Consider the following 12,609-nt stretch of genomic DNA (forward strand, 5'->3'; position numbering starts at 1 on the left):
GATGCGGATGAAGCCAGCATCACCGCCATGCTTCAGGCACTCTCCATTACCACCGAACGGACATTTGCCGCACGCGTACGGAAGATGGAGGATGCCCCTGCAACGCTGTCACAGCTTTCACTTGAGAAGCTGATAGGCTCGAATATAGACGGGCCTGTCTCACTGGATGCACCGGAGACAGAATTCCGGGCGATTATCGCCGGCAGCACATGTTATTTCGGGCGGGTCATTCTGCATATCGACAGAGGGAGTTACCAGTACAGAAATCCAATGCGCAGGCCGTTCTTTCACCCCGGTGTGATGATGCCAATCACCGCCCGCACGCTGGTGAACCTTTCGCAGGCAGGAAAGGGTGACGTCATCTGTGACCCCTTCTGCGGAACAGGAGGAGTCCTTCTGGAGGCGAAACTCTGCGGTATGGAGATTATCGGAAGCGATATGGACCCGATGATGATTGCCGGATGTCGCCAAAACCTGCCGGGCACCGATCTCTTCCTTGCGGATGCAACGGCACTTCCTCTGGGTGACAACTCCGTTGATTCAGTCGTAACTGACCTTCCGTATGGACATTCCGTATGTATCATGGCAGAATCAATGGACCGGCTCTACTCGGATTCACTGCATGAGATACGCAGAATTGTCAAACCGGGCGGGCGATGTGTCATTGTGACACATGTGGATATTCAGCCGCTTGCAGAAAAGGAATTTACTGTTGTCAGGAAGTTTTACCAGCGAATACACAAAAGTCTGACACGACAGATTTTGATTCTAAAATAATCCCGGAATACTATAATCAAAAAAATCTTCAGATAAGGATTTGTATCTTAATATAACCAGATATTTCGTTTTATTTTTGTCATCGGTTCAAAAAATAACGTTCGCCACTATAATATAGTATCCGGTTGAAAGTAATTGCAGGCAACACGGATAATAATATCAATATCATTATACTGTATTCCGCATTGCCTGGGCAAAAAAGGTTAACACATGAATACTCTCAGGTGGATAAAGGAATCCTTCAGATCCTGTAATCCAAATAAAGCGATTGCGAGGCAGGCAATCAGGCATCTGAAAAAAATCGAAAAGAAACAGCTCTTTTCAGATGACATTTCAACCATGCGTGCAGCAGAAGGGCGATGGTATGAATCACTGATGTATGAAATGCTGCTGGAATTCTCACACAGCTCCGGCAATATTCAGCATATCGTCCGGAAAGGAGCAGATGCCCCCTTCCCTTCAATTCCTACAAGATTTGGCCAAAACGGCCTGTATTTTTCTAACAGGGGGGATATTAATATCCGCGGCAATGGCCAGGACATTGCTGAAGTGGACATGCTCTTTGTCGGAGGAGACGGAAAGATCGGATTTGCAGAGGTTGTCACATCAGGGACTGAATTAAAAGAACTCAGAGAAGAGGTTCACTATAAAAAGAAACTTCTTGGCTACCTATATGGACAGATTACCGTACCGTTTGTTCTTTTTTCATCTGTTGACATATCGCGTTCCTCTGTCGTTAAAAGACTGATGCGCGAAACGGAGAGCGTGCTGATTGTAACAAAGTCATGTGAGACGCTGAAACATCTTCTGAGCAGCAGTTCAACAAGAGGTATTCCGCGCAAACCACTGAAGCACGCAAAACTCATTGACGTAAAAGATCTTCAGCCACGGCGACCCTTTGACTACAAACAAATTCATGATTACCGAAGGGACAGGATTCTTTCGGAAATTACTACAGGCAGACAGAAGAAAGAAGAGTTTCATGAGAAAGATGAACTCCCGCCTCTTGCCAAAAAACTGCTTCTGGGTGCCATCCATGAACCGGGATCACAGGAACTCTGGAAAGGAAAAACACTGGTCATAAAAGGAACACAGTATGATCAGGAAAAAATCAGCAAAGAATTTTCAAAAATAATTATTGCACTGGATATTCCGGAATTTGAGCCGGTCATATACCTCCGGTCACGAAATAAAAAGGAATATCTGAAAGTCGTTGTTCGGAAATCCGGCGGCTTCCGTGTTGAAAGTAAACGGACTCCCCAGATGACGGGATTTTTCCTCTGGCTGGAGTCACTTAAGCCAACGCTCGGAGGAAAGGTCTGCCGGAAATATGCAGATCTATTCCTGACACGGGCCTGACACACCCCCGGAAAAATGGTATTTACAGTTCGGTCTGCCGTTCACCGGGCGTATCTGCTGCATACCTGCACTCCGGATTTTTGCAGCAGCAATCTGTAGTTTCTGAATCAGCGCAGCCTGCCATCTCAAGCCGTTTGCCTACAACGAGGGCTTCAACAACCTTTCTGCGAGCTTCATGAAGATCACGCCACAGGGTTTTTCTGGAAATACCCATCTGTCCGGCCGCAGTTTCCTGGTCATAATCCAGCAAATCAACCAGCCGGAGGGCCTCAAACTCTTCAGGTTCAAGCATATTCACTCTCCCCTCGGTATCAGGATGGCAGCATGGCTGAAAACAGCGGTAGCGTGAATCCGTATCCAGCAGTCTTTTTTTACGGGGCCTCCCTCGCCGGGCAGGTTTTTCTCCCCCGGTATTACAGCCTCTCATATGTATACAGGTTCTTCTATTGACAGATTATTTATGCATACGTAATTTTGTATCTCTTCACCGGGTTTTGTCATGGCTGACAAGAGTAGACAGAAACCGTTCCACTACCCAGGTGTTACGCACCTCCGGATGAAACTGGACCCCGTAGACCGGGTCTGTATGATGACGCACTGCCTGAATACAGGCATCTGATTCTGCGAGAACAATAAATTCATTTCCGGGGACGGTGCCGAACCGGTGCAGGCCATATGCTGTCCATTCGTTGTCACGGAATATTGGATCACCGGATACCCTGCACCGGACAGTAATCATGCCGATTTCAGGATTTTCTTCAATACTGCCGCCATACGCAAGAACTACTGCCTGCATACCGGCACAGATTCCAAGGACAGGCACTGGTGATTCCCGAATCCAGGCAAAACATTCTGTCATTTCGGCAAAGAGATTGTCTTTAAGCGGTGTCCCGCAGAGGATCACTGCCTCAGTGCCATCTTTATTCACACGCTCCCATTCGGTAAAATGACAGATTTCAGACCGGTATCCACATGCCTGTACAATATCTGCAATCGGGCGCACAAATTCAGCTTCACCAAGAGAACCCGGACGATAGCAGAGGTCTACGAGAAGTATCATTTATCTCTCACCTCTGCTGTTTGTATATGATACCGGCCATTGTAATTTGCATATACCGACTCTGATGTGAGCACAACTATTTTTTTCTTAAAGAACGGTGCGTCAGTCACCAGGGTTTCAAGTTCACCGCCCTCTCCGGTGAGGGTGATGCTATATTTTGCTGCATAGAGCCGCAACAGCCGGAGCGCTTCATTGTCGATACGCCTTCCCAGCCAGGTTTCGTCAAAGGGAGCGGAGAATACACCGGATATAATGACTTCAAAACCCTCATCAATCAGAGACTGCATATACCGGTCCTGGTCGATGTGCCAGAGCGGATTGTAACACCAGAGACTGAGGGCATCACAAATTTTCTGAATACGGCTGGCCTGGTATACGGAGAGAACGGCCCCTGTTACAATGCCCTCAATGTCATATTGCTCCACAGCAAGGGAGATTGCCTGTTTCAGGTCTTCCAGTTCCTCTTCTTCAATCCCCTTTGTGGTATATTCCAGTATGGGAATGCCCATTGCCTCTGCCTGTAGTGACGTGAGATGAATATTCGGCGTATGGAACATGTAACTCTCACAATTTTCAGATACAAGTGAAATAAGACAGGAGACCTCTTCTTTCTGCATCGCCAGGTATGTGGCATATACTGAGTCTTTGCCGCCGGAAAAAAGTACACCAAGTTTCATATTTCTGTATCAACATCCTGTATATTTTCATATATCAGGTACTCCTGATATTACTAAGAATAATCTCTCCGTGAATGGATATAAAGGTGAAAGGCATAATTCTGTGCAGGCAGTTATTCAGTCTGTTTTTTTTTGCCCACCAGTGAAAATCCCAGATGGCGGGTGAAAAAGTAATACCAGAATACCACCATCCAGAGAGAAAATAAAATCCAGCCCGTATGAACATGCACCTGCTCAATGACCCCTTGGGGTCCATAGATATATCCACTCAGTGAAATGATTGCAATTCTTCCGATATTTGATGCATAGGTTCCGACGTATCCAACCAGTATCAGCAGGGCCCCCCGCTTTGATATCGCCTCCGGAAATGTTGACAGCACAATGATGGATGCAACGGTGAACGTCCCAAGCGACCAGATGCCGGTACAGTCCGATACCACTGCAAGCCTGATCTCTTCACCTGAAATGGATAAGAACGATATGATATTCCCGTTCACTTCAGAATCTATTCCCATCAGGCGGATGATACCGGTGGTCAGGGTGATTGTCGGGGGAATAAGGGGCGCAATCAACCAGTCCTCATGCCGAATAAAAAGTTCGTATAATTCAAATCCAAGAACAGCAATTACCGGAAACAATACCGGAAGAATCAGTGTTTTAAAAGTAAGCAGTCCAAACACTACAATACTGACTCCTGACAAAAGCAGTGAAAATTCACCAATTGAAAACGGAGGGTTGCCAAGACCAAGGGGGATATTTAAAAAACTGAATATGCAGACTCCGATTCCTGCCAAAACCACAAGAATCTGTTCTCTTTTATCAAGTATTTTTTGGGTTTTATGAGAAAAATAGATCATTGAGATGCAGGTCAGTATCCAGATGCTGATTGCATCGACCTTTGAGTAGGAATGAGATGTGAATATAAAAAAAATCGCAAGGACGCTTATCGTAAGAATTACCCAGATCTTCGCAGCCTTTTGCGGAGTGATGGTATTGACAGGATTATTGTCCATGCTGTTTTTCTCCGGTGTCATCACAATGTTGTAGTCAAAGTTTTAGAATATCCCACACCATATATATCAGTTTCATCGGTATGGACATTTTCACCTGTCTCATCACCTGATATTTTACTGTCCGTCTCACCCATTATTGGTGCCCTGATACTTGTATCTACCCCTTGTCCGGAATAAATATGCAAAGAATGCCAACCCTGTGATTATCGGCGGATATACGGCAGTCCAAGGGGAATTCAGGGGCAACAACAAATCTATTTTCATTATCAGCCAGTGCACACCATCGATGCAAAATAACGATGGGACGGGAGATGCTAAAGAACATGATCTCCATTCATTCATTTCTGCCATTATTTTTTCGTTCTGCCAATAAAGTCCCGAACAATGGAAACATCCAGATAACCGGTCGCAAAAATCAAACCAGCATACATGAATGATGACAGAATGATTCCTGGAAATACGGAAAAATCACCCATAAACAGGACAAGAAAAACTGCGACAAATGAAATAATCAGATACGCAACCCCGTGGAAGAGTACACGGAGAGGTTCGATATCCTGCGACACATAAATTGTCGCAATACAATACAGAACAAGCACGATAATAAAAGCCAGGTATGCTCCCAGAAATCCAAAAGACATAATCATAAAATGACTAAAAAGAGGAAAAACCAATAAACTGATAACTGTAATGAGAACAAATGGTTTCGTCGATTTTTCGTGAAATGAAACATTCACATATGCGATAAACTGCTGAATAAAGATGAATACGTATCCAATTGCAATGAGAAGGATGTAATCACCCGCAGGCGAATAATCAGCAGAAAATAACAGCTCAATCAAATCCTTCGCATAAAAGAAGAGAATGAGCACACAAAACATTGTCATGGCAAAAAGAAGTCTGCCAATTTCTCCAAGTCCCCCCGGACGATTCAGGAGGCGGGATTTATCCTCTGTACCTGTTGATTCGGGGACTGATATCAGATATAATGCCGATGAAAAAAACGTGATTACAGCTGCCAGTGTGAGTGAAACATCGAAGAATGCCTGAAATTCAATACCAAGATCATGGCTGATAACTATTTTATTCAGATTTTGGCATAATGTAACCCATATGCCAATAACATAAACTGAAAAACCAAAGGTCAGCATTTTCCGGGAAGGAATCTGAAATGAGTGAATGGAACCAATAATAGTTTTCCCCTTCCTGAAAATAACTGCAAGAAGGACAAGGAACGGTGGCAGGGCAAAAATAATAAAAATTTCATCAAATTGACTGATTCCCAGAACAGTGACTGCCAAAAATACCAAAACCAGTCGTAAAACACCCGGGGCGGTGGAAATCGCAGCTGCAAATGAATGGTTTTTCTTTCCCCGTAATAATCCCATGATATCCACACTTAACGTGACCGAAAGTAATACCAGAATTAATACGGAAAAAAGAAACGGCCACATATCAACAGGTAAATTCAGAAAATTGCAGATCTGAACCGGAAAGGTAAAGAAAATAAGTCCGACAACACCCGTTGCAGCGATCCCGTAAATCAGTGAAAAACCAAAATATTTTCGTCCTTCACCTGCATGACCCAGAATATCAAAGAAACAAAAATTTGTTCCCAGCTGAAGGATAGCAGGAAGGGTGATCACAATCAGCATGATGATGCCATATTCAAAGGGGGTTATCGCACGTGCAAGGATAATTTTCGCAATCATCCCGCACAACCTCATGAGGACAAGCGAACCAACATAAAACAGTGCATAAAATGAAAGATTCCGATCCATCAGATCTCCTCATTTTCCGAAACGGGAGTGCAGGATATCACCGATTCCATCTCTTTATGCAATGCATCAAGGTCAGTAAACCGGTTCATCGCTTCTTCAACGGTGGTTATTGATTTCGCCGGGACTCCAGCCACAATAATGCCCGGTGCAACATCCTTTGTAACCACAGCACCAGCTGCGACAATGGAGCCTTCCCCGATGGTAATGCCCGGGAGGATGACAGCCTTCGCCCCGATGTAGCCGTTCTTCCGGATTGTTACCCGTCCAAAAATAATAGGATATTCAGGGTTAATGCAGTGATAGCTTGAATCATGGGCCACAATTACCACCCGTGGACCAATATTTACTCCGTCCTCAATTTCTATGAGATACGGTCGGGACTCCTCAATGAAAACCCCATGCCCAATTCCAACATGATCTCCGATTTTTGTCCCCCGCCACCGGTAGAATGTATTCCGTAACCTGTCATTGGGGACATTCATTGCAAGAATATGAAGAAATCCTTTAACAAGAAGGCTGAACCGAATCCGCTCGTAGATTTCCCCGATATGCTGCAATACTCTCCCCCCTTTACATCAGATACACAATTTTTATTCCGACACTGAACTCCGGCGCCCAACCAGTCTCACATTATAATGCAACATGGCACCCGTAATTCTTTCAGAATTGTTACCAGCAATATGTAAACAGAACCACCTGTTATCAGGCACCCTCTGATTAACCATCATTTAGATACCTCCTCTGACATATTCAAACGAACCCGATTCGCCTTTTTTAACAGATAATATTCGAATAACGAAAGAAATGGCTTCATATCTGATAAAGAAAAGATAAAATAAGCATCATCCTGATAAAATTTCATAAAATCAATCACGGTTTTCAGTTTGCAGGTAAACGGACTGCTGCCTCTGAGAACTGCCAGCAGATGACGCAGATCATTACTGATTACATTTCTGCTCTTTATTCCTGCTTTATATTCATAAGATACGGAAATCGTATTGTCAGTAACTATTTCATGCAGCAAAAAAGGGAAATCAACCCCTGCAGAGATGGCACACTGGACTGAACCCCAGAAACGGGGATTTATTTCCAAAAATTTAGGTGTTCCGTCACGTTCGTCGATCACAAAATCAAGTTCGGCGATACCCCAGATGTCCACCGCTTCCAGTATATCTACTGTCAGATCCATAATCTCCCTGTTTTTTACTGTCTCGACAAAACAGCCAGGCCCGCTATGAAGTGGATATGTCCTGTTCTCCTGTATGATGCAGATTCTCTGGATTTCATAATCTTTATCAATTAATGCCGCAGAAGAATACCGTTTTTTGAAAGGAATGTATTCCTGTATAATTGAAGGACCGTAATGATGCAGATTATATGCATACATCTCCTCTAACGTGTCAGGACCATCTACCCGTACAATTCCCCGTCCTCCTTTTTCCTGGTTTGGTTTTATAATGACCGGATATTTCAGACTACTGTGGATTTCATGAAGATCACCGGGACTATTGATAAAATAGGTCTCTGGCACAGGAATCCCATGGGTGGTGGCAAATCGCATCATCCGGGACTTATCAATGATGGTCTCAAGCGTTGAAATGTCAGGATAGGCAATAGTATAGTCATACAATGGGGCATTCTTTGCAAAAAAGAGCATTTCATCCTCCCCGTTTGGCATGATAATATCATATTCTGTTAATTCTGAAAGAAATGCTTCATTATATTCTGTAATTCGTTTTTTATAGCAGTATCTGGAATAAAATGGCAGAGCTTTTTTATCATTTGAAACGACGGTTGTCGGTATGTTATTCATTCCGAGAGAGCGTACAACTGCAAGACCAATGTGGTCTTCAACACCCGTTGGCACAACTGCATTCATACTATCAAACACCTCCCCGGAACAAAGTCAATTATGGCAATATGCAATATAAATATACTCTCAGGAAAAACCCTGTCTTTTTAATGATGACGTAACCGGCTTATAGACATTGGCATATGCCGATTCTATACACCCCACAACAGATGAGCATTTTTTCGCTGAAAACCGGATATCAAGATGAGGATTGAATTTCGAAGAGTAATAGGTATGCAGACGCTCATCTCCGGCCGCCCCCATGGTAACATATGATGTTAAACCCTGTTCACAGCAATATTGAATCTCCTCCCACAGGAGAAGATCATTGGGAGACGGGGATATGTTTTTCAGTGGTTTGGGGTTCCCAATCCAGCTGAAAAGAGTATTCTCATACAGAATGTCGATCAAACCGGTCACTATATCTCCTTCATATCTGGCAACAAATATCTTCAGGTTCTCAGGGTATGCAGCATATATTTCAAATAAGTAATCAATTGGAACACGTACTCTTCGTCCCTGTTCTCTGTAGCGGTCAACCATCAGATTATATACTGCTTCAAGCTCATTTTTACCACCCGTTTCAACCGTGAGTCCGCGTTTCTGTGCCCGGTTAATGTCCTGCCGCTTCTTTTTCGGAAGACTTTGGAAGAGATGTTCAGCACCATTACTCAAATCTGTCACATAACTATATTCCGGTTTAACGGTATACCCGGACCATGTAAAAGGACGGGGATCGGATAATTGAGGTGGCAGAAATATCTGCACGTATTGTGCCTTCAGTTCCCGTTTAATGTAGTCATTTACGGCATCCAGAAATGAGACATACAGACTCTCTCTCTTGTTTTGCTGCTGAACTGCACTAAACCGAACTACAGGCCCAAGGTACAGCAGAGCCGTGTGAGGCGGAGGAGATACAACCAGGTTTATACCAAATATTTTTTTCCGGAAGAGAGGGAAGAGACCAACCGGTTCATCATTAACAGATCCCATGAGCGGATGCAGCGTAAATCCACTGTGTGCAGCTGCAATGTCCAGCCAGTCCCGGGTATGAAAGATGGTGCCATGGGAAGATTCATGGACAATTCTGTCCCATTCACCGGAATCATTTCTATCCGCAGTGTATAATTCCACATTCATCGTAATCGCACCAGAATTTCATTTGACACATCATCTCCATCGGGACACAACAGATAGTGATCTTTTTTAACCTCAGCAAGGGTTGCATTTTCTGAAATAAGCTCCGCAGTTTTATGTTCCGGAACGTACACATCAAAAGAACCCCCCCCGCTGAAATCACCGGTAACCGACAGTTCATCTTCAGTATACCGCCAGTCAAATGCAGTCGCCTCACGTGCCTGCCACCATGAAGCGATCTCCTGACCGGTTGTCAGCCATGCATCATCTTCCTTACATCTCTGAATTATTCTCCAGTACCAGTCACCGAGTCCGGGGTATTCCAGATCATTGAATACAGCCGGATGCCAGAGCAGTGTCAGGAGACCACCCATATTTCTGACCTGTTCAATTGCACTACTGCATACGTTCCATCCATTCTCTTCATCCTGAAGAGTAATATCCATCAGTGAGAGGGGAATTTCAAGCAGCGGAAGCATGCCTGTTGCAGCATGCGGATGAAAGGGAAGACATGTGCCCCATCTGAAACCTCTTCCGTCAGCTGCCTTATAGCCCAGAGAGGTATCGTATAAAAATCCGGCTTCTGACTGATATTCCCATGTGTCAGGAATGGTCAGGTTCAGGCGATGCTGCCGGATTCCTGTGACATTTTGGCCCAGCAGTTCTTCGATTTCTTTTTTTTCCTGATTGAGAAGCGTGGGATTGTTATGTGAAAATGTTGATCCGTGCACACCAATTTCATGCCCGTCTTCGGAAAGCTTCTGTATTAATCCGATGACACGCGGTTTCTGCAGAGAATGACATCTTCCATATAAATGCCATGATTCCGGCCTGAACAGACTTTTTTTCCCGGACTCTTTCAGGAAAAAGTATGTCGAACGAACACCCAGTTTTTTTTCATTCCGCATCATCTCCTCAAAGGTCCAGTATGGTTCATGCCCCCTGAATCTCCGGGAAAGGGACTTCATCTGATTTTTTATTCCATAAAAATTCCTTTTTCTTAAGAATCTCATGGGCCGTGTAACCCATTGATAGGTCTTGGTAAATTCATCCACATCATGCGTAAGGCATACCGCAAACTCCTTCCCCGAAGGCCAGTGTGACTTCCTGACGAGAGGCATCCCGATTTCACCGCACCCCGTCAGAATAGCCCTGAATAGTATATCCTCATAGAGATCAACAAGAGGCGGTGAAAAAACAGATTGATTCTGTGCACTCTTATGCCGAACTTCTGTTTTATCCAGATAACCTGAAAGCAGAGAGCCTGTCAATCTGAACAGATCAAACCCGATTGCAATCCCTGATTTTGATCCGGATATACAGGGGTATTTCCTGTCATCTGACCTGAATTCTGCAATACAGGTATCACCGGCTTCACGTGTATCAGCGGGAACCTGAAACAGAGGATATGTCTGATTATGTATTGCAATTTCTCCGGCATGCTCTTCAAGAGCGGTATTCTGAACAACAGCAACAGAAAAAAGCCCCCTGCCCTCTGCTTCATACCCGATACATACGCCGGAATCCGGTCTGCCGGTCGGCTGAACAGACAATCCGGTTGTATGTATAAAATGATTAATACCATACCGGGAAACCGGATCATCTGTATTACAGGCAAATGAAATCATTTTTTGTGGTCTCTTCTGGTCATATGTTTTTGGCAGCTCTCCGGATACTCACTGATAAAGTCCGTCATCCAGGCCGATACATTAATTTTGTCCGCAAGAAGACGTGCTCTTTTTTGCTGCCATTCCTGTTTTGAATCGGTGTTTTCAAGAATCTGAACTGCTTTTTTCAGAGCGGCATCCTGGTCGGGGAAAAAGTACATCAGTCCATATTTATCACGTATTTCCAGGAAATTTCCACTGGAGTTTCCCGTTGCCTCTCCTTTGGAATTTGCTTCGATATGAATCGCAGGAGTCCCAAGAACTGCTGCTTCAGTAGTAATTGTCCCCCCTTCCCCGATGTATAAAGAGGCATAGGCTAAGAGAGAATGAAATTTCTCAGGAGAGATGTGGAGGAGATACTTCTCAAATTCAGGTGCAGGGGGCTTCTCAGAACTGATGAACACTCTCCCGTATTTTTCCAGTGTTTTGACAACCTCTACAGGATTTTTAATCCCTTGTAACCCCACATCATGAGATGCTGCCCAGGATATGAACCGTACAATGATGAACCTGTCATCCACTGTCAGGTTCAGTTCATCCAGAACGGAAATATCCGGCTGGAACTCTTCAGGATGCAGATATGCGAGTTCCTTATATCCTTCAAACCGCACCTGACGTTCGCCAAAATCCCTGAGGAAACAGGAAGGGGTACATATCGTATCGGTGAAAGGCGATGTGAGCCTGATAATCAGATTCGCATCTTCGGTATCCCAGAATGATATGTATGGTTTCCTTATCATTTTGGAGACATGTGCAAGATAGGGGGAGCCCAGTGCCACTAAGAGATCGGGCCTGAATTTTTTTGCTACCTGAAGTATCCGGTAATCAAACTGTAAGAGGGCGCAGGCCTTGCCCGCCATGCTCGTCTGATGTTCACCAATATTAATATAATCAAACTCATATTTTTTCAGCAGGTCAACGGTCATTTCTTTGTTTCTGGTCACAATCAAAATTTCATGGCCCTTGCCCGACAGGTTCTTAATCGTCCCCTTAAAGAAGTGAACATGTGCAGGATGCCCGATATCAATTAAAATTTTCATCGTCCCTCCCGTTTTGTGCATACGCTATTTTTTTTAAGACTCCTGAAAAGCAAAAAGGCCCGCATCCTTCAGGCAGGCAGCTGTGCAGCACCGGAGATTTGGAAAAAACATCATCCGGTATCAGCAGAAGATCTGCTATCGTAATACCCATTTTATCACCTCAAAAGCTTCTGCATAGCGTTCTTCAATCTGAGTGCCCCTCGTTAGTGCAAGACCCCGTATAAATTCACAGTTAAAGTAGATCGG

The 12,609-nt window shown here is 44.4% G+C and carries 12 protein-coding genes and 1 pseudogene; 3 read left to right on the forward strand and 10 right to left on the reverse strand.

The window, feature by feature from the left end; translation table 11 throughout:
* Both MKMG_RS08365 and MKMG_RS08370 read left to right on the forward strand, forming a co-directional pair.
* Positions 1–777, forward strand: a 777-nt coding sequence (locus tag MKMG_RS08365; RefSeq protein ID WP_165077248.1) for a TRM11 family methyltransferase, incomplete at its 5' end; no start/stop codon positions are given.
* Positions 778–987: 210 nt separating this feature from the next.
* Entirely contained in the window at positions 988–2,136 is a 1,149-nt protein-coding gene (locus MKMG_RS08370; protein WP_165077249.1) for a hypothetical protein, read from the forward strand.
* A 22-nt stretch (positions 2,137–2,158) separates the two neighbouring features.
* On the opposite strand, the gene MKMG_RS08375 is transcribed toward MKMG_RS08370, so the two are convergent.
* A complete protein-coding gene (locus tag MKMG_RS08375; protein ID WP_254059142.1) occupies positions 2,159–2,500 on the reverse strand; it encodes a DUF134 domain-containing protein in 342 nt (113 codons plus the stop codon).
* On the opposite strand from MKMG_RS08375, the gene MKMG_RS11690 reads away from it, so the two are divergent.
* Complete coding sequence (locus tag MKMG_RS11690; protein WP_256366076.1) at positions 2,461–2,586, forward strand: hypothetical protein; 126 nt, start codon at positions 2,461–2,463, stop codon at positions 2,584–2,586. The two genes, MKMG_RS08375 and MKMG_RS11690, sit on opposite strands and share 40 nt — an antisense overlap.
* Positions 2,587–2,620: 34 nt before the next feature.
* Here MKMG_RS11690 and MKMG_RS08380 read toward each other — a convergent pair whose 3' ends face one another.
* The 9 genes and pseudogenes from MKMG_RS08380 to MKMG_RS08420 all read right to left on the reverse strand — a co-directional run bounded on the left by MKMG_RS08380 (position 2,621) and on the right by MKMG_RS08420 (position 12,363).
* Positions 2,621–3,196, reverse strand: a complete 576-nt coding sequence (locus MKMG_RS08380) for a type 1 glutamine amidotransferase (RefSeq protein ID WP_165077251.1) — start codon at positions 3,194–3,196, stop codon at positions 2,621–2,623.
* Positions 3,193–3,873, reverse strand: coding sequence for a diphthine--ammonia ligase (locus MKMG_RS08385; protein ID WP_165077253.1), 681 nt, complete (start codon positions 3,871–3,873; stop codon positions 3,193–3,195). The genes MKMG_RS08380 and MKMG_RS08385 overlap by 4 nt, the downstream gene beginning before the upstream one ends.
* 113 nt (positions 3,874–3,986) lie before the next feature.
* Positions 3,987–4,886 carry an exosortase/archaeosortase family protein gene (locus MKMG_RS08390; RefSeq protein ID WP_165077254.1) on the reverse strand — a complete coding sequence of 300 codons (900 nt, stop codon included), beginning with the start codon at positions 4,884–4,886 and terminating at the stop codon, positions 3,987–3,989.
* A 350-nt stretch (positions 4,887–5,236) separates the two neighbouring features.
* On the reverse strand, positions 5,237–6,667 hold the full coding sequence (locus MKMG_RS08395) for a lipopolysaccharide biosynthesis protein (RefSeq protein ID WP_165077256.1): 1,431 nt from the start codon (positions 6,665–6,667) through the stop codon (positions 5,237–5,239).
* A pseudogene (locus tag MKMG_RS11770) lies at positions 6,667–6,885 on the reverse strand (hypothetical protein); the annotation flags it as partial. The gene MKMG_RS08395 and the pseudogene MKMG_RS11770, both read right to left, overlap by 1 nt.
* Positions 6,886–7,391: 506 nt before the next feature.
* Positions 7,392–8,546, reverse strand: coding sequence for an ATP-grasp domain-containing protein (locus MKMG_RS08405; RefSeq protein WP_165077259.1), 1,155 nt, complete (start codon positions 8,544–8,546; stop codon positions 7,392–7,394).
* 60 nt (positions 8,547–8,606) lie between these two features.
* A complete protein-coding gene (locus MKMG_RS08410; RefSeq protein WP_165077260.1) occupies positions 8,607–9,659 on the reverse strand; it encodes a lipid II:glycine glycyltransferase FemX in 1,053 nt (350 codons plus the stop codon).
* Positions 9,656–11,209: a polysaccharide deacetylase family protein gene (locus tag MKMG_RS08415; protein WP_165077262.1), complete on the reverse strand. Its 1,554-nt coding sequence runs from the start codon at positions 11,207–11,209 to the stop codon at positions 9,656–9,658. The genes MKMG_RS08410 and MKMG_RS08415 overlap by 4 nt, the downstream gene beginning before the upstream one ends.
* 71 nt (positions 11,210–11,280) lie before the next feature.
* Positions 11,281–12,363 (reverse strand): DUF354 domain-containing protein, encoded by a 1,083-nt coding sequence (locus MKMG_RS08420; protein WP_165077263.1) that lies wholly within the window; start codon positions 12,361–12,363, stop codon positions 11,281–11,283.
* Positions 12,364–12,609 lie beyond the last annotated feature (246 nt).

It is taken from the genome of Methanogenium sp. MK-MG (genome assembly GCF_009914725.1).
GTDB lineage: Archaea > Halobacteriota > Methanomicrobia > Methanomicrobiales > Methanomicrobiaceae > Methanogenium.